We start from the raw sequence: 19950 nt of genomic DNA, 5'->3' as shown, positions 1-19950 counted from the left end.
CGAGCCATGCGCTTCAAACGACCCGGCGTGCGCTACAGCGAGTCACCCGCGCCCGCCACGCCCTATCAGGCCGCGGCACAGGTGTGGGACGAACGCCTCGGCAGCGCGCGCGTGCAGGCGAAGAACTTGCGATTGATGGCCTTCGGCTGCCTGGGGCTGGCGCTGCTGATGGCCGCGGGCCTCGTCTGGCAGTCCGGCCAGTCGCGCGTCACGCCCTACGTGGTGGAGGTCGATCACACCGGCCAGGTACGTGCGGTCGGAGCGGCGGTGACGCCGTACAAGCCGACCGATGCGCAGATTGCCTGGTATCTCGCGCGCTTCATCACCGACGTGCGCTCGCTGTCGATCGACCCGGTGGTCGTGCGGCAGAACTGGCTCGAAGCCTACGGCTACACCACCGACCACGGTGCGGCGACCTTGAACGCCTATGCGCGCGTCCACGATCCCTTCGCGCATGTCGGTCAGGATTCCGTCTCGGTGGACGTGACCAGCGTGGTGCGCGTCAGCGATGTCTCGTTTCAGGTGCGCTGGACCGAACAGCACTTCAATGAGGGCACCCCCACCGGCGTCGAGCACTGGACCGCGATGCTCACGCTGATCATGCAGATGCCGCGCACCGAACAGGAGGTGCGCCGCAATCCCCTCGGCATCTACATCAACGGGCTGTCCTGGAGCCGGGATCTGGACGCACCGGAAGGAGCGAAGAAGCCATGAAACACGTCCTCACCACCATCGCTTTCCTCGGCCTGCTGGGCGCACTCACGGGTTGCGCGACGCAAGGCAAGCCGCCGCCCACGATATCGCTGGATGCAGCGGTCAAGGCCGAACCGCTGCCCGAGCCACCGAGGCCGGTCGTCGTGGTGAAGGTGTCCAAGCCCTTGCCGTTGCCGGATCAGATGAAGCCGTTGCCGGCTCCCGATGCGAAACCGGCACCGGAGCCCGCCGACCCCAAGGCGCGCGTCGAGCAGGCCAATGCCGAGGCGAGCGTCGCGCCCTCGCGCGAGGGCTACATCAACGCGATCCAGGTCTGGCCGTTCTCCGATGGCGCGTTGTACCAGGTCTATACGAGCCCTGGCCGCGTGACGGTCATCCGCCTGCAGCCGGGCGAGGAGCTGGTGACGGTCGCCGCCGGCGACACCGTGCAATGGATCGTGGGCGATACGGCGAGCGGCAGCGGCGCGAGCCGCCGCGTGGCCGTGATGGTCAAGCCGGTGCGCACGGGCATCAAGACGAACCTCGTCATCACCACGAACCGGCGCACCTACCTGCTCGAACTCACATCCACCCCGAAAGCCTGGATGGCGTCGGTGTCGTGGGAGTATCCGAAGGACCAGATGCTGGCGTTGCAGGCCCAGGCCCGAGCCGCCGACGCGCAGGCTCCCGTCGCCGCCGACCTGTCGCTCGACCAGTTGCATTTCCGCTATGCGATCAAGGGCGACGATCCGCCGTGGAAGCCGGTGCGCGCGTTCGACGACGGTCAGCACGTCTACATCCAGTTTCCGGCCGGCATCGCGCAAGGCGAGCTGCCGCCGCTGTTCGTGGTCGGGCCGGACGGCAAGGGCGAGCTAGTGAATTACCGTTTCCGCGCGCCTTACGACATCGTGGATCGGTTATTCGGCGCGGCAGAGCTGCGCTTGGGCGGAAAGAACGCGGCCGTGGTGCGCATCGAGCGCACCGATGGCGTCGCTGCGGGAGCTGGTCATGGACACGACTGACGGCGACGCACGTCCGGCGCCGAAGGTCGCGCCCGAAGGTGTCGCGTTACGGGCATCGCCGCGTCCGGTGACGCGGCTCAATCGCCGCACGCTGGCGATTTTCGCGGCGCTGCTGGCTGCGGCCATCGCGGGAGCGTCGATGTGGGCGCTGCAGTCGAAAGGTGGGCGGGGCGCCGCCGGCCGGACCAATCTTTATGACGTCGATCGGATTGCCAAGGCCGACGACCTGGACCAGTTGCCGACCGACTATTCGAAACTGCCGGCGAAGCCCGTGCCAGCGGCCAGCGTGCCACAGCTCGGGCCACCGTTGCCGGGGGATTGGGGCGCGGCGTCGACCATGGCGCAGCTACCGAATGACGGGGCGACGCCGGGACCGTCGCCGGAGGCCGTCGACCGGCAGCGCCAGGCCGAAGAGATCGCTCGTTCGTCGGTGTTCTTCCGCACCAGCAACAACGTCGGCAAGCGCGATGTCACTTCCGCATCGGCTGGGCCCCCGGCGGTGGCCAACGCGGCGGCATTCGATCCGATGGGTGCCGGGCCGGCATCCACTGCCGCACAACCCAACGATCCGACGGCGATACAGAACCGGCAGAACCAGAAGGAAGCCTTCCTGGCCAAGGACGGCAATGCTGTCACGCGCAACGCGGGCAGCCTGCAGCCACCAGCGTCGCCCTACACGGTGATGGCGGGCACGATCATTCCGGCGGCGCTGGTGACGGGTATCAATTCCGATCTGCCGGGGCAGATCATTGCCGAGGTGACGCAGCCGGTGTACGACACCGCGACCGGCCGCTACCTGCTGATCCCGCAGGGCTCGCGCTTGATCGGACGTTACGACAGCCAGGTGGCCTTCGGGCAGCGGCGCGTGCTGCTGGTGTGGCTGCGGCTGGTGCTTCCCGACACGTCGTCGATCGCGCTGGACAAGCTGCCGGGCATCGACCCGGCCGGCTATGCCGGCTTGGAAGACGGCGTGGACTGGCACTGGAGCCGCATCCTGGCCGGTGCGGCGCTGTCCACGTTGCTGGGGGTCAGCTCCGAGATGGCGATATCGAATCAGGGCAACCTCAACAACGGCAACACGGTGCTTGCACTGCGTGACAGCGCACAGGACACCGCCAACCAGGTAGGCCAGGAAATCACGCGCCGGAACTTGAGCATCCAACCGACCTTGACGGTGCGGCCGGGGTTCCTAGTCAACGTGATGGTGAACAAGGATCTGGTGTTGCGGCCGTACCAGCCGCTCTTCATCCAGCGAGGATCGATGCCATGAGCACGACGCGTAAGCTGCGGCTGGGGCCGCTGCCGAAAACCGAGAACGTCAAACTGACTTTCGCGTGTCCGATGAACCTCAAGGCCAACCTTGATCGCTACGCCGCGCTCCACGCGCAGACCTATGGCGAGGCGGTTGATGCGACGGCGCTGATCCCGTACATGCTGGAGGCTTTCTTAGCGGGAGACCGGGGCTTTCGGCGATCGAACAGCAGCAACGTCCGACGTAACGAAAAAGCCGCCCCTGCGTGAACAGAGGCGGCTTCCGAATTGGTGCCCGAGGTCGGACTCGAACCGACAAGCCTTGCGGCGGAGGATTTTCTTCCCACTTCGGCTTTCGCCGCCGTCCTGCACGGGGCAGGGCGTTCGTGGTCTGGAGCACGCCTTCACCATAGCCTTGCGGCCGTAGGTGCCCGCCGTCTGCTCTCTACACCTTCCCTTGGATCTTTCGATCCGAGGGCTTGGCTCGGCATTAGCTCGGACTTGCGTCCAGGGCCTTCACCGAGTTTGACGGGCTTCACCTCTGGGGTTTCCCCCGGAGGGCTCAAATTTGGTCTGAGTCCTCTGCGTCTACCAATTCCACCACTCGGGCGTGACGCGATCGTACAGCACTACCTTCTACTACTCGCTTGGAGCCAGTCTGCGTCGTCCTGGCTCCTGCTTGGCTCCTGATGCAAAAAACGTGCTTTTCGATCAAGAGCCGGCACTTCGCTCAATCCCTTGCCTGATGCGGCTTGGCGGATGATGAACTCTGACTAACCATAGGTACAAGTACCTATTTTTGAGTCCGCCGCGTCTACCATTCCGCCACACCGGCAAAAACTTGAGCCGCGATTATGCCGGGTTCAATGCAGGGGGTCGAGCCCCAGCTGGCGGTCGTGGCGCTCATAGCACTGGGCGCCGGCAGCGGGCTGGAAGATCGCGCAGTGGGTCATCTGGCCGGAGTAGATGTGCAGGCTCACGGCGATGGTGTCGTCGCTGGGATTGCGGATGGTGTGGTATTCGTGCGGCGGAATGAGGCTGCCGGCCGAGCCCGGGCCGGCCTGGATCGAGCCGACCTCCTGGAAGCGCCACTGGCCGTCTTCTTCGGCCAGACGCTCGTACTGCACCACCTCCAGCGCACCGCTCCACACGCCCTCGACGCACCACATGCCGCAGTGGTCGTGGATCGGCGTGCCCTGGCCGGGACCCCAGGTCATCGCCACCACGCAGTAGCCGTGCTCTTCGCTGCGGTAGAGCTCGCGGCGGGCATAGCGGCCTTCGGCCGTCTGGTAGACGCACTCCGGCAAGGTCACTTCCTGCGCGCGGATCAATCGGCACAGGCTGTTGCGCAGGGTGTCGGTGATGGCGTGGGTGGACGGTTGGCTGACGGCATGGTCGATCGCGTCGATCAACTGGCGGCAGCCGGGGAATTCCTGGGCGAGCATGGCGGTCTCGGTACGGCGTGGGGCTGCGCCATCTTATCAGCGCGCCACCGCGCAGGCGCGACGGCGGTCAGAGCCGCAGCAGGAAGCCGCCGATCGCCGGGCTGTAGTTGGCGATGTCGACGAGGAAGGCGTCGTGTCCCTGCGGCGAGTCCAGCGCCACGAATTCCACCGCCGCGCCGGCGTCGCGCAGGCCGTCGGCGATCTGCTCCTGCTGTTCCAGCGGAAACAGGATGTCGGTGCTGACGCCGATCACCATCGCCCGCTCGATGTGGATGCGCTTGAGCCCCTCGCGCACGCTGCCGCCGCCGTATTCGGCCACGTCGAACCAGTCGCTGGCGCGCGACAGGTACAGGTAGCTGTTGGGGTCGAAGGTGCGCACGAAGCGCTCGGCATGGCTCTGCAGGTACGACTCGACCTGGAATTCCACGCCGAAGGGATGATCTTCGCGCTGCTCCGGATCGAGCCGGATGCGCGCGAAGCGGCCGTTCCACTCCATCGCCGAGCGGTAGGTGATCACGCCGAGCTTGCGCGCGATGCTCATGCCCATGTCGGGATACGTTCCGCCTTCCGCGGCATGGATGTCGTACTGCCCACCCCGCCATCCGGGGTCCAGCCGGATCGCCTCGCGCTGCAGCGAGCGGATCGCGATCGCGAACGGCTGCGCCTGCGGGGCGGTGTCCACGCTGATGTGCGCGCGCACCGAACCGGGGTGCAGCAGCATGTAGGCTAGCGCGCTCATGCCACCCATCGAGCAGCCGATCAGGCAGGCGAGGCGCTCGATGCCGAGCTGGCGTACCACTTCGTGCGCGGCGTTGGCCACGTCCTCCAGCGCCAGTTCGGGGAAGGTGAGGCGATACGGCTGGCCGGTGGCCGGGTCGATCGAGGCCGGGCAGGTGGAACCCTTGTCGCTGCCCAGCGAGTTCACGCAGATGACGAACCAGCGGTCGCTGTCGATCGCCTTGCCGGGGCCGAGCATCGCCTCCCACCAGCCGGGCGAGGAGTCTTCGGCGTTCGATGCGGCATGCGCACTGGGCGACAGCCCGGTGAGGATCAGCACCGCGTTGTCGCGCGCCGCGTTGAGCGTGCCCCACGTCTCGTAGGCGACGCGGGCGCCGTGCAGCACGCCGCCACGCTTCATCGCGAACGGCGAGGGCAGGGCGCAGTAGCGGCGTGCATCGCTCACGGGCGCACCTTGTCGATCAGCACGTCCACTGGTGCGCGCCGATCCACCGGCACCACGCCGGCATCGCCTTCCAGGTCACCGGCCTGGCCAATGGCCTGGCCGCTGTGGCTGATGCGCGCACCGACGAACACGCGGGGCACGGAGGAGAGCTTCATGCCCGGCGCCATCGCCATGGCGTCGGTGAGTTCCACCGTGGCCGGCAGACGGGCGGCGTCCTGCCGCGCCACCGCCAGCGGCATCGGCGGACCCTGTTCGGCGCGGGCGTAGACGAACAGGGTGTCGCCGGGCTGCAGTTTGCTCTTCAGTGCAGGCGCGAGGCTCACCTTGACGGTGAGCTTGGGGGCGGTCGGTGCGTCGGCCGCGGCGCGTGTGGCTGGGGCGGGCGCGCTGCCACCGGCGCGGGCATCCGCCGCGGCGATCTGCTGGGCGACCGCCTTGGCCACGCTGGAACCGGGCTCGAGCAAGGGCTGCAGACGGCGCCAGGTGGCGGCGGCGGCGGCGTAACGGTCCTGCTGGAAATCGCTGATGCCGAGCAGCCACAGCGCGCGCTGGTTGTCCGGTTCCTGCTGCACGGCCCGTTCGAGCAGTTCACGCGAGCGTCCGTCGATGCGGTGATCGGCGCGGGCCAGTGAGTCGGCCTCGGCCCAGCCGACCATCGCCGTCGGGTTGTCCGGAGCCAGACGCAACAGCTGGCCGTAGGCGTCGCGCGCCTCGGCGCTCCGGCCCATCGCTGCGGTGGTCTGCGCCAGCAGCAGCCAGCCCTGCGCATCGTTGGGCGACTCCTTCAGGTGGGCGCGCAGTTCGGCCAGCGCCTGGCCCACGTCCATCGCCGGCGCCTGCCGGGCGACACCGTCCAGCGCACGTGGCGTACCGACCGTGAGATAGATCCCCGCCGCCGCCAGCGGTAGCACGAAGGCGATGCCCAGCGCGAGTGCGAATACGCCGCGCGAACGGCCCTGGCTGCGGCCGTGGCGCATCAGCGGCCACAGCAACAGCAGCAGCGTCGTCGCGATCATCGCGGCGGCAACAACGTAGAAAAGCATTTTCACCAATCGTCCCCGTGATCGACATTCGCCGCCGCAACCGACGACGTGGCGCGCGCGCGCTTGCGGATGGTGACCACCACGACCACGGTGCCGATCAGCAGGATCAGCAGCGGCCCGTACCAGAGCAGCCAGGTTGCGGCGTTCACCGGCGGGTCGTACAGCACGTAGTCCGAGTAGCGGTCCACCAGGTATTGCTTGATCTCGCCGTCGCTCTTGCCTTGCTGCATCAGGGCGAACACCTGGTGGCGCAGGTCGCGCGCGATCGGCGCGTTGGAATCGGCCAGGGTCTCGTTCTGGCACATCGGGCAGCGCAGTTCGGCGGTGAGGTGCTGGAAGCGCAGCTCCTGCGCATGATCCTTGAACGGCAGCGGTTCGATCGCCTGGGCACCAAGCGTGCCGGCAAACAGGCACAGCAGCAGGGCGGCGAGGACGAGCAGACGCTTCATGGGGCTTCCTTCTTCAGCACGGCGATCGCCGGCTTGAGTTCCTTCTCGATCACCTCGGGCGTGAACGGCCCGATGCGCTTGTAGCGGATGACTCCCTTCGCGTCGATCAGAAAGCTCTCCGGCGCGGCGTAGACGCCGAAGTCGATCGCGGTCTGGCCGGACAGGTCGGCCATCAGCACGGCGTAGGGATTGCCGTGCTTTTCCAGCCAGGCCTTGGCGTCTTGCGGCGGGTCCTTGTAGTTGTAGCCGACCAGGGTCACCCCCAGCGTCGGCGCCTCGGCCTGCAGCAGCGGGTGTTCCACGCCGCACTCGATGCACCAGCTGGCGAACACGTTGAGCAGGTAGGGCTTGCCCAGCAAGTCGGCCTTGGTGACCGTGCGCGAGGGGTCGTACAGCTCGGGCAGGGCGAAGTCCGGCGCCGGCTTGTTGATCAGCGGCGAGGGAATGGCGGTCTGGTCGTGGCTGGAGTTCCACCAGATGCCGAAGCCGAACAGGCCGCACAGCGCCAGGAAGGCGAAGAGGGGAAGCAGCCGGCTCATGAATGCGACTCGCGCGCCACAGTAAGCGATGCCGTGGCCAGTGGCGCCGTCGCGGTTGCGTCCTTGCCGGCCTCGGCCTTGCGTCGCACGCGGAAGCGCCGATCCGCCGCGGCGACGAAACCGCCGAGCATCATGAACAGGCCGCCGGCCCACAACCAGCGGATGAACGGCTTGTAGTAGATGCGCATGGCCCAGGCGCCGCCGACATTGTTTGCGTCCATCGGCTCGCCCAGCGCCACGTAGAGATCGCGGGTAAAGCCCGGGTCGATCGCCGATTCGGTCTGCACCTGCTCGCGGGTGTAGGTGCGCTTCTGCGGGTGCATCACGGCCACCACCGCACCGTCGCGCAGCACGCTGACGCGGCCCTGGTTGCCACGCCAGTTCGGGCCGCTGGTCTGCTTCACGCCGTCGAAGCGGAAGCCGTAGCTGCCGATGGTCTGGACATCGCCCGGCGCCATGCGCACGTCGCGGGTGACGCTGAGCGATTCGGACAGCAGCACGCCGATCAGGAACACGCCCAGCCCGAAATGGGCCAGCAGCATGCCGGCCATCTCGGCCGGATAGCGGCGCCCGCGCGGCACCTCGCGGTAGCGCTTGTAGACATAGAGCAGGGTGCCCGTCGCGCACCACGTGGCGGCGCCCACGCCGGCGATCGCCTTGAGCTGCCCGTGCACGAAGAACGCCGCCACGACGGCGCAGGCCACGCCGGCCAGACCGGCGCGCAGCGCGATGGCCCCGAGCAGGCCGGGTTCGCCGCGGCCCCAGCGCAGGAACGGGCCGAACGGCAGCAGCAGCACCACCGGCGTCATCAGTAGCGGAAACAGGAAGCCGAAGTACGGCGGCCCCACCGAGATGCGGCCCAGGTTGAACGCATCGCCGATCAGCGGGAACAGCGTGCCCAGCAGCACCATCGCCGCGGCCACGGTGAACATCAGGTTGCCGACCAGGATCGCCGATTCGCGCGACACCACCGCGAACGGCTTGCCGCCGGCGACCTTCGGCGCGCGCAGCGCATACAACAGCAGCGAACCGCCGACCACCACCACCAGGAAAGCCAGGATGAACAGGCCGCGGCGCGGGTCGGAGGCAAACGCATGCACCGAGGTGAGCACGCCCGAGCGCACCAGGAAGGTGCCCAGCAGCGACAGCGAGAAGGCGAAGATCGACAGCAGGATGGTCCACGCGCGCAGCGAGCCGCGCTTCTCGGTGACCGCCTGCGCGTGGATCAGCGCGGTGCCGACCAGCCAGGGCATGAAGCTGGCGTTCTCCACCGGATCCCAGAACCACCAGCCGCCCCAGCCCAGCTCGGCGTAGGCCCACCAGCTGCCCGCCACGATGCCGGCGGTGAGGAAGGCCCAGGCCACGTTGGTCCACGAGCGCGCCCAGCGCACCCAGGCCTGTTCCAGCTCGCCGCCGAGCAGCGCCGCGATGGAGAACGCGAACGCCACCGAGAAGCCGACGTAGCCCATGTAGATCACGGGCGGGTGGAAGGTCATGCCCGGGTCCTGCAGCACCGGGTTCAGGTCGCCGCCGTCGGCCGGCATCGGCAGCAGCCGCGCGAACGGATTGGAGGTGAACAGGATGAAGGTGAGGAAGCCCACCGCGACCAGCCCGAGCACCGACAGCACGCGCGCCACGAACACCTCGGGCAGGTTGCGGCTCAGTGCCGCGACCGCCAGCGTCCACACGTTGAGGATCAGCACCCACAGCAGCATCGAACCCTCGTGCGCGCCCCACACGGCGGCGATGCGGTAGTACCAGGGCAGCGCGAGGTTGGAGTTGTCCGCCACGTAGGCGACCGAAAAGTCGAAGCGCAGGAACGCCCACACCAGCAGGGCGAACGCCACGATCACGAAGGCGGCCTGGCCCGCCGCGGCGGGTCGGGCGATCGCCACCAGGGCGCGGTTGCCGCGCCAGGCGCCGATCAGCGGCAGCACGCTTTGCGCCAGTGCCAGCAGCAGGGCGAGGACGAGGGCGAGCTGGCCGAGTTCAGGAGTCATGGCAGATACCGTGGTGGGATACGCAAGGCTGCGGCGGACGCAGCGGGAACCTCAATGGACCAAGGGCGATGCGCAGTTCAGCGCGCCGCGCCGGCGGCCTCGTTCTCGGCCATCTTCCTGCCCTCGTGCGCCTTGGCCATGGCGTCCTTCAACTCCTTGGGCATGTAGGTCTCGTCATGCTTGGCGAGCACTTCCGTGGCGACGAAATGGGCGTTCTCCATGTGGCCGGTGGCGATCACCGACTGGTTGTCGCGGAACAGGTCCGGCAGGATGCCGGTGTACTCCACCGGCATGGCACCGTCGGCGTCGACCACGGTGAAGGTGACCTTCAGCGAGTCGCTGGCGCGCTGGATCGAGCCCTGCTTGACCATGCCGCCGAGGCGGAAGGTCCTGTAGCCCTTCGCCTGGCCCGACTGCACCTGGCTGGGGGTGAGCAGGTAGTTCATGTTCTGCTGCAGCGCGAACACGGTCAGGCCGCCGGCGACGGCGGCGGCCACCAGCACCATGACCACGATGACGAGCCGACGTTTGCGGGTGGGGTTCATGCGGGACTTCCGGTTCGATCTCAGGCGGCGGGGGACGCGTCGCGGGACTGGCGGGCCGCCTGTCGCGCCAGTCGGGTGCGCAGCTCGCGCAGCACCCGGCGACGGCGCAGCACGGGCGCCAGCGCATCGGCCAGCAGCACCAGGAGAAACACGGCGTAGGACGGCCAGACATACGCCGCGTAGCCGCCCATGGCGAAAAACGCGCTCATCGGCCGCCCTCGTGCTGCGCGATCTGGCGCACCCAGTCCTTGCCGCTTTCCAGCGCCAGCAGATCGGTGCGCACGCGACCGAACAGGCTGGCCAGGTAATAGCACTTGGTGGCCACCATCATCGTTAGCAGCGGCCAGATCATCGAGCCGCTCATGGTCGACGGCCCGAGCAGGCGCACGGTGGAACCCTGGTGCAGGGTGTTCCACCAGTTCACCGAGAAATGCACGATCGGCACGTTGATGATGCCGATCAGCGCCAGGAAGGCGGCGGCCCGCGCGCCCTGCCGGCGATCCTCGAACGCGTGGTACAGGCCCATCACGCCCAGATACAGGAACAGCAGCACCAGCTCCGACGTGAGCCGGGCGTCCCAGGTCCACCAGGTACCCCACATGCGGATGCCCCACAGCGAGCCGGTGACCAGCGTGATCAGGGTGAAGGCGGCGCCGATCGGCGCCGATTCCATCGCCACCACCTCGGCCAGCTTGATCCGCCAGACCAGCGCGATGAACGCCGAGACGGCCATCACCGCATAGATGAACAAGGCCATCCACGCGCTGGGCACGTGCACGAAGATGATGCGGTAGTCGTCGCCCTGCTGGTAATCCGGCGGGGCCAAGACCAGCCCGCCGTACATCGCCACGGCGCCGAGGATCAGCGCGAGCGCGAGCATCCACGGACGCAGGGCGCCGGCGAAGCGGTAGAAGGTCGGCGGCGAGCCGAGCTTGTGCAACCAGAGCGGAATCCAGCTGGACATAGGTTCACGCGTCCAAGGCAATGCGGAGGGCGGCGGCGCAGGCCAGCGGCGCCAGCACCAGGGCCAGCGCCAGCGCGGCGCCGAGCCATGCGATCGGGGCTATCCATGGCAGGCCCTGCTGCGCCGCGGAGAGCGCGCCGGCGGCAAAGATCACCACGGGCACGCACAGCGGCAGCAACATCAGGGCGAGCAGCATACCAGAGCGCCGGGTGCCGGCCGTCAGCGCCACCAGCACCGCGCCGAGCAGGCTGAGCATCGGCGTGGCCAGCGCCAGCGCCAGCAGCAGGATCGGCATCGCCGCCGCCGGCAGCTGCAGCATGCTGGCCAGCATCGGCGCGATCACGATCAGCGGCAGCGCGGTGGTCAGCCAGTGCGCAAGAATTTTCATGCCGAGCATCAGCGCCAGCGGCTGCGGGGCGAGCACCAGTTGCTCCAGCGAGCCGTCCTCGATGTCGCCGCGGAACATGCCGTCCAGCGCCAGCAGCATCGCCAGCAGCACCGTCACCAGCACCACGCCGCCGGCGATCCGCTGCAGCAGGGCGTTCTCCGGGCCGAGCGCGAACGGAAACAGCGTGGTGACGATCAGCGCGTACAGCACCGGCATGGCGATGTCGCCGCGGCGGCGCCAGGCCAGCGTGAGGTCGCGCCGCAGCACCGCGGCGCAGGCGCGCGACAGCGGAGCGCGGTTCATGCGTGCATCCGGATGCGCTGCGGTTCGCCACCGTGGAAGCTCACCGCGCCGTGGCTGGTGACCAGCGCCGCGCCGCCGCTGGCGAGATGCGTTTCGAGCAGCCGGTTGACCAGCGCGATGCCGTGCCGATCCAGGTTGGCGTACGGCTCGTCGAGCAGCCAAAGAGTGGCCGGCACCAGCAGCAGGCGGGCCAGTGCGGCGCGCTTTTTCTGGCCGGCGGAGAGCTGGCGCACCGGCTCGTCCTCGTAGCCCGACAGGGCCACCTCGTGCAGCGCCGCGGCCGGATCCATGCCATCGCGGCAGCCATGCAGGCCGGCGGCGATGCGCAGGTTCTCGCGCGGGCTGAGGTCGCCCTTGAGGCCCAACTGGTGGCCGAGGAACACGATCTCGCCCTGGCTGGTGTCGCGCACCAGCGGGGCGCCGCGCCAGTGCAGCTCGCCCTCGTCGACGTGCAGCAGGCCGGCCAGCACGCGCATCAGCGTGGTCTTGCCGCTGCCGTTGTCGCCCTCCACCAGTGCCAGCTCGCCGGCATGCAGCCGGAACTGCAGCGGCCCGAACACGGGTTCGTCCTGGCGCAGGAAGCTCAGGGCCCGCGCTTCGAGCAGGGGGAGGGCGGCGGCGGTCATCCGCTCAATTGTCCGCAATGGCCGGCGGCCTTGTCCATGCGGCGGCCTGTCGCCGGGCGGCCGTCACGGTATGTCGCCCGTCCAGCACAGTCGCGGTGGCGTCCCGCCTTCGCCGGCGACGAAAGCGTGCTGGTGAAGGCGGGCGCACAGCGAGCGCAGGCTGGCGGCATCCGGACCGATCACCAGCAGGCTGGGTTCGCGCCAGCCGTCGACTCCCACGCCGACCGCAGCGTGGATGCCGGCGATGTCCTCGCGCTGGCGCAGGTCGGCCAGCAACGCGCGTTGCGCACGGCGATTCCACGCCTTCGGCATGGGCTGCGAACGCGGGTTCCATGCGGTGATCACGCCCCAGGCCGCGTCGCCCGTCAGCTGCCGCAGGGCATCGGGCATCGGCGCGCCGATGCGCAGGCTCGCGCATCCGCCGGCCGGCAGACGGATGCGGTAATCCGTGGCCAGGTACGCCGCGAGCAGGGCCTCATCCACGTTCGATCACGGGCAGCGGCGGCAGGCTGGCGCGCAGTTGTCGCACAGCCTCGTCCAGCGACACGGCCGTGGCGCTGTCGCGGCCGGCCAGCAGCCGGTCAAGCAGTGCGTTCTGCGCTTGGCCGCGTTCGTAGGCATAGGCATACGGCAGGCGGGTGAAGGTGACCATGCGGTAGCGTGCCATGAAGTGCTCCGGTGCCGCCTCCGCCAGGCGCGCGCCGAGTTCGCGCTTGGCCAGATAGTGCCGGTCCGCCACCGAATCGCGCATCTCGATGTAGTTCTCCAGCGCCATGGCGGCAATCGCGTCGGCGTTTGGTTTGCGACGCTGCTGGAAGGTCTCGAATACACCGGCGCCATCGCCGCCGTCGGACGCCAGCAAGCCGGCCAGTTCGACGGCGTCCTCCAGGCCGCAGTTCATGCCCTGGCCGTGGAACGGCACGATGGCGTGGGCGGCGTCGCCCAGCAGCACGGCGCGATCGTCCAGGTGCCAGCGGTCGAGGTAAAGCGTGTAGAGATTGGGGGCCGGATGCGCTGCGAAGTCGTGCGCGAAGCGCGGCATCAGCGGCAGCAGGTCGGGAAACTCGGTGCGGAAGAAGCGCTCGGCGCTGTCCGCATCGGGCAGGGTGGCGAAGCTCGGGTGCGGCCCCACACCCGGCAGGAACAGCGTCACGGTGAAGCTGCCTTCCGGATTGGGCAGCGCAATGCACATGTGACCACCGCGCGGCCAGATGTGCAGCGCGTGCGGTTCGAGCGCGAAATGCCCGTGCGTGCTGGCGGGTGCGCCGGGCAGCGCCTCCACCGGCGGGATCTCCAGCTCCTTGTAGGCATGGCCCAGGGCTTCCACCCGCTCGCCCAGCGGCTGGCGCCGGTTCATCGCCGCGCGCACCGCCGAGCCCGCGCCGTCGGCGCCGATCAGGCGGTCGAAGGCGTGCTCGCGCATCGCCCCGCCGGCGTCGACCAGATACAGCCGCTGGCGGTCGAAATCGACGTCGCGGATGACGTGGCCGAAGTGGAAGCGCACGCCGGATGCCTTGGCGGCGTCGAGCGTGAGCATGTTCAGCGCGCCGCGGCAGACCGACCAGATCACCTCGCTGTCGTCCACGCCGTAGCGCTGCAGCGAGGGTGCCTGCCGGTCCACGTGCACCATGCGACCGCGCATCATCACCGCCCGCGCCAGCACCTGCTCGGCCAGGCCGGCGGCGCGCAGCGCATGCAATCCGCGTTCGGCCAGCGCCAGGTTGATCGAGCGACCGGCTTCGTAGCCGGCGCGGCGCGGGTCGGGGCGCTTTTCGAACACCTCGACGTCGAAGCCCGCGCGGGCCAGCAGATGCGCGAGCAGGGCGCCGACCAGGCCGCCGCCGGCGAGAGTGAGTGTGGGGGATGCCAAGGGTGGGTCCGTCGCGTGGGGCGCCACTGTCGATCAGGCAGCGGCCCGGTGCAAGCCGCCGGCGGGTCGCTCAGAAGCTCAGGAAGTACCGCCGTTGACCGGCGGGTTGGCGCCGGTGACGACAGCACGTGCTGTGCTGCAGCGGCCGCCGAAGGGGAACGGGCCCGGGGCGGCCGCGGGCGCGCCCCGGCGGTATCAGGAGGACTTCTTGCCCGTGCGGCCGGTGTTCGCGCCGGGCGTGGCGGCGGCAGGCTTGGCCTGCGTGGCCGCATCGAGGAAGCCGCGCTGCATGGATTTCCACGCATCCATGTTGCGCTCGGTGAGGTCGTTGAGCATCGACCACGGGGTCTGCCCCATCAGGCTGTTGAGCTGGGTGCGGAACTGCTGCTGCTGGTCGAGGAAAACCTGCAGGCTGCGCTCCAGGTAAGGGCCCATGAAGCCCTGCAGCGAGTCGCCGTAGAACCGGATGATCTGGCTCAGCAGCTGCGGCGACAGCATCGGCTGCCCCTTCTCCTCGTGCTCGGAAATGATCTGCAGCAGCACCGAGCGGGTGAGGTCCTCACCGCTCTTGGCGTCGCGGACCTCGAAGGTTTCGCCGTCCAGCACCAGCTGGCGGATTTCCTCCAGCGTGATGTAGCTGGAGATTTCCGTGTCGTAGAGCCGACGGTTCGGATACTTCTTGATGATGCGGAGTGTTTGTGCCATGTGGCGGAAACTAGCAGAAGGTATTGCGCTGCACCAGTTGCAATACTGCACAGTCGCAATGCTGCACGCCGGAGTGCAGCAAAATCGTCTCGGCCCGACGCCGGATCAATGACCTACGCCGCCGCCGGCGCTGCCGAAGGGCGGTTTGGCCAGCCACAGCACCGGGATCAGCAGCACGAACAGCACCGCGCAGAGCCAGAACACGTCGTTCACGGCCAGGGTCAGCGCCTCCCTCGTGAGCAAGCGGTCGATCACCCCCAGCCCCTTGGTCGAGGGCAGGCCCGCGTGCGAAAGCTGCTGCAGGAAGGTGGTCGTGGCCGGATGCGCCGGCGTGATGCTCTCGGTCAGCGTGGCATGGTGGAACTCGCCACGGTGCTGCCACAGCGTCACCGACACGGCCGTGGACACGCTCGAACCCAGCGTGCGGCAGAAATTGGCCAGCCCCGAGGCGCTGGCGATTTCCGCGGCCGGCAGGCCGGACAGGTAGACCTGGTTGAGCGGGATGAAGAAGCAGGGGATGGCGATGCCCATCACGAAGCGCGGCAGCACCAGCGCGGAGAACGAGGCGGAACTGTCGAAGGTGGCGGACCAGTACGAGGTGACGGCGAACATCACGAACGCGAAGGTCACCACCGCGCGCAGGTCGAGCCGGTGCAGGTTGCGCCCCAGGATCGGCGCGATCAGGAAGGCGAGGATGCCGACCGGCGCCGTGGCGAGCCCCGCCCAGGTGGCGGTATAGCCCAGCGTGGTCTGCAGCCACAGCGGGAACACCACGTTGATGCCGAAGAACGCCATCATGCCCAGCGACAGCCCGGTCACGCCCACGGCGAAGTTGCGCTGGCGGAACAGCGACAGCTCGACCACGGGATGCTTGGCGTGCAGCTCCCACACGATCAGGAAGGTCAGGCAGACCAGCGCGACGATGCCCAGGGTGGTGATCATCGGCGAGGAGAACCAGTCGTGGTCGTTGCCGTTGTCGAGCATGAACTGCAGCGCGCCCACGCCGACCACCAGCAATACCAGGCCGATCACGTCGATCGGCATGTCGAAGGTTCTGGTTTCGCGCTTGCGCAGCAGCGCCCAGGTGACCACCGCCGCGGCCAGACCCACCGGCAGGTTGATGTAGAAGATCCACGGCCAGGAGAAATTGTCGGTGAGCCAGCCGCCGAGGATCGGCCCGAAGATCGGCGCCACCACTACGGTCATCGCCCACAGTGCCAGCGCAATGCCCTGACGCTCCTTCGGGTAGCTCGACAGCAGCAGCGTCATCGACAGCGCCACCATCGGGCCGGAGCCGGCACCCTGCATCAGGCGGCCGACCACCAGCACCGGCATCGACGTGGCCAGGCCGCACATCATCGAGAACACCACAAACAGCAGCACCGACACTACGAAGGTCTTCACCTCGCCGAAGCGCTTGGCGATCCAGCCGGTGAGCGGCTGCATGATCGCACTGGCCAGCGCGTAGGAACTGATCGCCCAGGTGCCTTCGCTCGGGCTCACCCCCAGACCGCCGGCGATGTGCGGTACGGCGACGTTGACGATGGTCATGTCCAGCACCTCCATGAAGGTGCTCAACGCGACGGCGGCGGTGAGCAGTACCAGCGCGCCGCCGTGCAGTGGCTTCAGCGGTGCAGTGTCGTTCGGCGTGGCGGCCATGGTGGCTCAGCGCCCAGCGGGCAGATTGGCGACGATGATGCGGTCCGCCTCGGCATCGGCCCTGGCGGCCATCCGGTCGTAAACGTCGGTACTGGCGACCGGCTGCACCGCGGGCGCCCTGGCCAGCACGTCCCCCTTGTCGTCGGTGATGTCGACCGTGACGGCGGCGGACAGACCGATGCGCAGCGGATGCCTGTCTAGCTCGGCATTGTCCAGCGTGATGCGCACCGGTACCCGCTGCACCACCTTGATCCAGTTGCCTGTGGCGTTCTGCGCCGGCAGCAGCGAGAACACGCTGCCGGTGCCGGCGCCGATGCCGACCACCTTGCCGTGGTACTCGGCATCGCTGCCGTAGATGTCCGCCTCGATGGTCACCGGCTGACCCAGCCGGATGTGACGCAGCTGGCTCTCCTTGAAGTTGGCGTCGATCCACAGGTTGTGCAGCGGTACCACGGTCATCAACTGCTGGCCAGGCTGCACGCTGTTGCCCAACTGCACGCTGCGCTGCGCGACATAACCCGAGACGGGCGCGTAGATCGCGTTGCGCCGGGCAGCCACCCACGCCGCGCGGAAATCGGCGCGCGCCTGCATCACCACCGGATTGTGCGCCACGTCGGTGCCTTCCACCGCCGCGCGTGCGGCGGATGCCTGGGCCTGCGCCGCGTCCAGCGCAGTACGCGCCTGGGCCACCCCATCGCGCAGATGCTGGATGATTTCCGGTGACTCCGCGTTCGCTGCAACCAGTGGCAGGCGGCGCTTGAGATCGGCCTCGGCCTTGCCGAGCTCCAGTCGACGGGCCGCCACCTGCGCCTCGGCACCGGCGGCACTGTCGGTTTGCTGGCGCACGCCACGCACGGCCTGTGCCAGCGCGCTGCGCGCCTGCTGCAGGCGGATGTCGGCATCGGTGCCGTCGAGCTTCACCAGCACCTGGCCGGCCTCCACCCGCTGCGTGTCGTCGGCCATGATCGCCACCACCGTGCCCGGCACCTGCGCCGAGATGGCGACCTGGTTGCCGCCGACGTAGGCGTTGTCGGTCTTCTCGCGGCGCGACAGCACCAGCAGCCAGAGCAGCAGCCAGCCGACGGCGGCCAGCACGAAGATGCCGGCGACGACGATCAGCGCGCGGCGGCGCTTGGCCGGGTTCCTGGCGGCCATGCCGCTCTCCTTGGCGTCGGTCGGCGCGGGCGTGGCGGTGGACTCGGTGGCGCTCATGGACGAGGGGCTCCAGCATGGTCAGGGGAAGGCGAGGAGGTATCGGATGCGGTGTCGGACGAAGGCGGACGATAGCCGCCGCCGAGCGCCTTGATCAGGGCGAGGTCGGTGCTGACGGCCTGCGCCTGCAGCTGGGTGGCGGCGTCGCGCTGCTGCAGCAGCTGGGCGCGGGCCGCCAGTGATTCGCGGGCATCGCGTACGCCCTGTGCGGCACGCGCTTGCGCCGCGGCGAGCAGGCGCTCGTCGGCGGCCAGCTGTGCCTCCTGCTGGATGCGACGCTCGGCCAGCATCTGCGCGGTGAGGGCCTGGGTCGACACGTCGCGAGCCGCCTGCAGCACCACGCTGTGGTATTGCGCCACGGCGCTGTCGAGCTGTGCCTTGCTCAGGCCGTAGTTGGCCTGCAGCAGGCCGCTGTTGAACAGCGGCAGGTGCAGTGCCGGTGCAAGCGCGAACGTGCGGCTGCCGGCGGTGAACAGCTGGCCGAGGTCGATGCTGGACAGTCCCGCCATCGCGCTGATGCTGAGATCCGGCAGGAACTGGGCGCGCGCCACGTCGGTCTGCTTCAGCGCCGCCTCCACCTGCCAGCGGCTGGCGGCGATGTCGGGGCGGCGTGCGATGAGATCGAGGCCGGCCCCCGCCGGCAGGCCGCCGGACACGTCGGGGAGCGGGCGCGGCGCGAGCTTCGGAAGTTCGGCCGGCGCCACGCCGACCAGCGATGCCAGCGCGGCGAGGCGGATCCGGGCCGAGCTGTCGATCGCCGTGCGCATCCCGCGTGCGGCGGCCAGTTGGGCCTGCGCGCGCGAGGCCTCGTCGGGCAGGTCGACGCCCTGACGAACGCGCAGCTGCGCGATGTCGGCCAGCCGCTGCTGTACAGCGAGCGCCTGGACGGCCAGTGCCAGGCGCGCCTGATCGGCCTGCCAGCCAAAGTAGGTGTCGGCCACCGCGTACTGGATCGCCAGCGCCGCCGCGCTGCGCTGCGCTTCGGCAGCGTGGGCCTGGTCCAGTGCCGACGCCACGGCCGCCCGCGTCTTGCCCCACCAGTCGAAGTCGTAGCGCAGCTGCACGCCAAGGTCAGCCTGGTTGTACCAGGTGAAACCGAGGAATCTGCTGGGAATCATCCCGTGCTCGCTCAGGCGCTGCCGCGCCACCTGAGCGCTGCCGTTGATGTTGAGCCCGGCCTGCGCGGCGGCCGCGCGGATCGATTGTTCGGCACTGCCCACGCGGCTCTGCGCCAGCGCCAGATCCGGGGCCTGACGCATCGCCAGGTCGATCAGGCGATCGAGTTGGTCGTCGTGGTATGTGGTCCACCAGTCGGCAGCCGGCCAGCCGGCGCGCGTGGTGGTCGGCAGCCCGGCCAGCGGAACGTCATCGCGGAGCAGCGGAGGATCGAGCTTGCGCGGAGGCGTGACGCACGCGGCGAGGGCCACCGTCATCGCGGCCAGCAACAGGGTGCGCCCGCGGGGCAGGGCGTGCTTCATCGGGAAGGCCTCGTCGGGTCGTGATTCATGGGAGCGTGGGGGCGTGCAGCTGATCGAGGTTGTCCGCCAGCTTGCGCAGGAGGTGACCCAGGTTGCGACGATCGGGCCCGCTGAAGCCGTCGAACATGGCGCTCACGCGCGGAAACAGCGTCGGCAGCATTTTCTGCACGAAGCGCTTGCCGGCGGGCGTGATGCGGATGAGCACCCGCCGACGGTCCTCTTTGCTGGCGGCTCGCACGATCAGGCCGCGTTGCACCAGCGCGTTGCCGATGCGGGTCATGTTGGTGGCTCCCTGCGAGGTGTATTCGCACAGCTCGCCAGGCGTGGAGCTGCCGTCGGGGCTGCTGTAGAGAATCATCAGCGTCAGGAATTCGCTGTGGTTGAGCTTGTGCGGCTTGAGCGTGAGCTCCAGTTCCTCCCGCAGGCGACCACCCACCATCAGCATCAACCGGCTGAGCTTGGCCTTGCCCGCGGGCATGCCCGCAATCGCAGCGCCGAGCCGATCGATGCCCTGATCCATCATCGCGATGCAGTTGCGCAGCGTGGTCATTTCATCAGCTTATATTTCATTGGTG

At 68.7% G+C, this 19950-nt stretch carries 22 protein-coding genes; 4 read left to right on the top strand and 18 right to left on the bottom strand.

The genetic code is table 11. The annotated features are described in order from the left end of the window. Positions 1-6 precede the first annotated feature (6 nt). The 4 genes from trbF to ACO2Q2_RS01400 are packed head-to-tail and all read left to right on the top strand — an operon-like array spanning position 7 to position 3236. On the top strand, positions 7-714 hold the full coding sequence (gene trbF, locus ACO2Q2_RS01415; RefSeq protein ID WP_423253981.1) for a conjugal transfer protein TrbF: 708 nt from the start codon (positions 7-9) through the stop codon (positions 712-714). Next, the gene (trbG, locus tag ACO2Q2_RS01410) at positions 711-1715 is read left to right on the top strand and encodes a P-type conjugative transfer protein TrbG (protein ID WP_423253980.1); all 1005 of its coding nucleotides are present in this window, start codon (positions 711-713) and stop codon (positions 1713-1715) included. The genes trbF and trbG overlap by 4 nt, the downstream gene beginning before the upstream one ends. Continuing rightward, entirely contained in the window at positions 1702-2985 is a 1284-nt protein-coding gene (locus ACO2Q2_RS01405) for a TrbI/VirB10 family protein (RefSeq protein ID WP_423253979.1), read from the top strand. The genes trbG and ACO2Q2_RS01405 overlap by 14 nt, the downstream gene beginning before the upstream one ends. Then, on the top strand, positions 2982-3236 hold the full coding sequence (locus ACO2Q2_RS01400) for a DUF2274 domain-containing protein (protein WP_423253978.1): 255 nt from the start codon (positions 2982-2984) through the stop codon (positions 3234-3236). Before ACO2Q2_RS01405 ends, ACO2Q2_RS01400 begins: the two co-directional genes overlap by 4 nt. 593 nt (positions 3237-3829) lie before the next feature. On the opposite strand, the gene ACO2Q2_RS01395 is transcribed toward ACO2Q2_RS01400, so the two are convergent. The 18 genes from ACO2Q2_RS01395 to ACO2Q2_RS01310 form a co-directional block, all read right to left on the bottom strand. Beyond that, entirely contained in the window at positions 3830-4411 is a 582-nt protein-coding gene (locus tag ACO2Q2_RS01395) for a cysteine dioxygenase (protein ID WP_423253977.1), read from the bottom strand. Positions 4412-4478: 67 nt separating this feature from the next. Beyond that, entirely contained in the window at positions 4479-5594 is a 1116-nt protein-coding gene (metX, locus tag ACO2Q2_RS01390) for a homoserine O-acetyltransferase MetX (RefSeq protein ID WP_423253976.1), read from the bottom strand. Continuing rightward, the gene (locus tag ACO2Q2_RS01385) at positions 5591-6643 is read right to left on the bottom strand and encodes a tetratricopeptide repeat protein (RefSeq protein ID WP_423253975.1); all 1053 of its coding nucleotides are present in this window, start codon (positions 6641-6643) and stop codon (positions 5591-5593) included. Before ACO2Q2_RS01385 ends, metX begins: the two co-directional genes overlap by 4 nt. Next, positions 6640-7086 (bottom strand): cytochrome c-type biogenesis protein, encoded by a 447-nt coding sequence (locus ACO2Q2_RS01380; RefSeq protein ID WP_423253974.1) that lies wholly within the window; start codon positions 7084-7086, stop codon positions 6640-6642. The genes ACO2Q2_RS01385 and ACO2Q2_RS01380 overlap by 4 nt, the downstream gene beginning before the upstream one ends. After that, entirely contained in the window at positions 7083-7625 is a 543-nt protein-coding gene (locus ACO2Q2_RS01375; RefSeq protein ID WP_423253973.1) for a DsbE family thiol:disulfide interchange protein, read from the bottom strand. The genes ACO2Q2_RS01380 and ACO2Q2_RS01375 overlap by 4 nt, the downstream gene beginning before the upstream one ends. After that, positions 7622-9625 carry a heme lyase CcmF/NrfE family subunit gene (locus tag ACO2Q2_RS01370; protein WP_423253972.1) on the bottom strand — a complete coding sequence of 668 codons (2004 nt, stop codon included), beginning with the start codon at positions 9623-9625 and terminating at the stop codon, positions 7622-7624. Before ACO2Q2_RS01370 ends, ACO2Q2_RS01375 begins: the two co-directional genes overlap by 4 nt. A 77-nt stretch (positions 9626-9702) precedes the next feature. Further along, positions 9703-10170 (bottom strand): cytochrome c maturation protein CcmE, encoded by a 468-nt coding sequence (gene ccmE / locus ACO2Q2_RS01365; protein ID WP_423253971.1) that lies wholly within the window; start codon positions 10168-10170, stop codon positions 9703-9705. A 20-nt stretch (positions 10171-10190) separates the two neighbouring features. Next, a complete protein-coding gene (ccmD, locus tag ACO2Q2_RS01360; protein WP_423253970.1) occupies positions 10191-10379 on the bottom strand; it encodes a heme exporter protein CcmD in 189 nt (62 codons plus the stop codon). Beyond that, positions 10376-11134: a heme ABC transporter permease gene (locus ACO2Q2_RS01355; protein WP_423253969.1), complete on the bottom strand. Its 759-nt coding sequence runs from the start codon at positions 11132-11134 to the stop codon at positions 10376-10378. The genes ccmD and ACO2Q2_RS01355 overlap by 4 nt, the downstream gene beginning before the upstream one ends. A 4-nt stretch (positions 11135-11138) precedes the next feature. Next, on the bottom strand, positions 11139-11825 hold the full coding sequence (gene ccmB / locus ACO2Q2_RS01350; RefSeq protein ID WP_423253968.1) for a heme exporter protein CcmB: 687 nt from the start codon (positions 11823-11825) through the stop codon (positions 11139-11141). After that, on the bottom strand, positions 11822-12451 hold the full coding sequence (gene ccmA, locus ACO2Q2_RS01345; RefSeq protein ID WP_423253967.1) for a cytochrome c biogenesis heme-transporting ATPase CcmA: 630 nt from the start codon (positions 12449-12451) through the stop codon (positions 11822-11824). Before ccmA ends, ccmB begins: the two co-directional genes overlap by 4 nt. 63 nt (positions 12452-12514) lie before the next feature. Next, positions 12515-12934, bottom strand: coding sequence for a DUF3293 domain-containing protein (locus ACO2Q2_RS01340; protein ID WP_423253966.1), 420 nt, complete (start codon positions 12932-12934; stop codon positions 12515-12517). Continuing rightward, a complete protein-coding gene (locus ACO2Q2_RS01335) occupies positions 12927-14321 on the bottom strand; it encodes an FAD-dependent oxidoreductase (RefSeq protein WP_423253965.1) in 1395 nt (464 codons plus the stop codon). Before ACO2Q2_RS01335 ends, ACO2Q2_RS01340 begins: the two co-directional genes overlap by 8 nt. 195 nt (positions 14322-14516) lie before the next feature. Continuing rightward, positions 14517-15026, bottom strand: coding sequence for a polyhydroxyalkanoate synthesis repressor PhaR (gene phaR, locus ACO2Q2_RS01330; RefSeq protein WP_423253964.1), 510 nt, complete (start codon positions 15024-15026; stop codon positions 14517-14519). 105 nt (positions 15027-15131) lie between these two features. After that, on the bottom strand, positions 15132-16685 hold the full coding sequence (locus ACO2Q2_RS01325) for a DHA2 family efflux MFS transporter permease subunit (RefSeq protein ID WP_423253963.1): 1554 nt from the start codon (positions 16683-16685) through the stop codon (positions 15132-15134). A 6-nt stretch (positions 16686-16691) separates the two neighbouring features. Then, complete coding sequence (locus ACO2Q2_RS01320) at positions 16692-17897, bottom strand: HlyD family efflux transporter periplasmic adaptor subunit (protein WP_423253962.1); 1206 nt, start codon at positions 17895-17897, stop codon at positions 16692-16694. Beyond that, positions 17894-19375: an efflux transporter outer membrane subunit gene (locus ACO2Q2_RS01315; protein ID WP_423253961.1), complete on the bottom strand. Its 1482-nt coding sequence runs from the start codon at positions 19373-19375 to the stop codon at positions 17894-17896. The genes ACO2Q2_RS01320 and ACO2Q2_RS01315 overlap by 4 nt, the downstream gene beginning before the upstream one ends. 25 nt (positions 19376-19400) lie before the next feature. Then, positions 19401-19925 (bottom strand): MarR family winged helix-turn-helix transcriptional regulator, encoded by a 525-nt coding sequence (locus tag ACO2Q2_RS01310; RefSeq protein WP_423253960.1) that lies wholly within the window; start codon positions 19923-19925, stop codon positions 19401-19403. Positions 19926-19950 lie beyond the last annotated feature (25 nt).

This window comes from Dyella sp. KRB-257, assembly GCF_049445995.1.
In the GTDB taxonomy this organism is placed as follows: domain Bacteria; phylum Pseudomonadota; class Gammaproteobacteria; order Xanthomonadales; family Rhodanobacteraceae; genus Dyella_A.
This window is presented reverse-complemented; position numbering and strand designations above follow the sequence as displayed.

Excerpts from the sequence above, each read along its gene's own strand:
- trbF (WP_423253981.1), top strand. The coding sequence starts at position 7 with ATGCGCTTCAAACGACCCGGCGTGCGCTACAGCGAGTCACCCGCGCCC.
- trbG (WP_423253980.1), top strand. The coding sequence starts at position 711 with ATGAAACACGTCCTCACCACCATCGCTTTCCTCGGCCTGCTGGGCGCA.
- ACO2Q2_RS01315 (WP_423253961.1), bottom strand. The coding sequence starts at position 19,375 with ATGAAGCACGCCCTGCCCCGCGGGCGCACCCTGTTGCTGGCCGCGATG.
- ACO2Q2_RS01370 (WP_423253972.1), bottom strand. The coding sequence starts at position 9,625 with ATGACTCCTGAACTCGGCCAGCTCGCCCTCGTCCTCGCCCTGCTGCTG.
- phaR (WP_423253964.1), bottom strand. The coding sequence starts at position 15,026 with ATGGCACAAACACTCCGCATCATCAAGAAGTATCCGAACCGTCGGCTC.
- ccmB (WP_423253968.1), bottom strand. The coding sequence starts at position 11,825 with ATGAACCGCGCTCCGCTGTCGCGCGCCTGCGCCGCGGTGCTGCGGCGC.
- ACO2Q2_RS01395 (WP_423253977.1), bottom strand. The coding sequence starts at position 4,411 with ATGCTCGCCCAGGAATTCCCCGGCTGCCGCCAGTTGATCGACGCGATC.
- ccmE (WP_423253971.1), bottom strand. The coding sequence starts at position 10,170 with ATGAACCCCACCCGCAAACGTCGGCTCGTCATCGTGGTCATGGTGCTG.
- ACO2Q2_RS01400 (WP_423253978.1), top strand. The coding sequence starts at position 2,982 with ATGAGCACGACGCGTAAGCTGCGGCTGGGGCCGCTGCCGAAAACCGAG.
- ccmA (WP_423253967.1), bottom strand. The coding sequence starts at position 12,451 with ATGACCGCCGCCGCCCTCCCCCTGCTCGAAGCGCGGGCCCTGAGCTTC.
- ACO2Q2_RS01405 (WP_423253979.1), top strand. The coding sequence starts at position 1,702 with ATGGACACGACTGACGGCGACGCACGTCCGGCGCCGAAGGTCGCGCCC.
- ACO2Q2_RS01325 (WP_423253963.1), bottom strand. The coding sequence starts at position 16,685 with ATGGCCGCCACGCCGAACGACACTGCACCGCTGAAGCCACTGCACGGC.
- ACO2Q2_RS01355 (WP_423253969.1), bottom strand. The coding sequence starts at position 11,134 with ATGTCCAGCTGGATTCCGCTCTGGTTGCACAAGCTCGGCTCGCCGCCG.
- ACO2Q2_RS01380 (WP_423253974.1), bottom strand. The coding sequence starts at position 7,086 with ATGAAGCGTCTGCTCGTCCTCGCCGCCCTGCTGCTGTGCCTGTTTGCC.
- ccmD (WP_423253970.1), bottom strand. The coding sequence starts at position 10,379 with ATGAGCGCGTTTTTCGCCATGGGCGGCTACGCGGCGTATGTCTGGCCG.
- ACO2Q2_RS01320 (WP_423253962.1), bottom strand. The coding sequence starts at position 17,897 with ATGAGCGCCACCGAGTCCACCGCCACGCCCGCGCCGACCGACGCCAAG.
- ACO2Q2_RS01310 (WP_423253960.1), bottom strand. The coding sequence starts at position 19,925 with ATGACCACGCTGCGCAACTGCATCGCGATGATGGATCAGGGCATCGAT.
- ACO2Q2_RS01375 (WP_423253973.1), bottom strand. The coding sequence starts at position 7,625 with ATGAGCCGGCTGCTTCCCCTCTTCGCCTTCCTGGCGCTGTGCGGCCTG.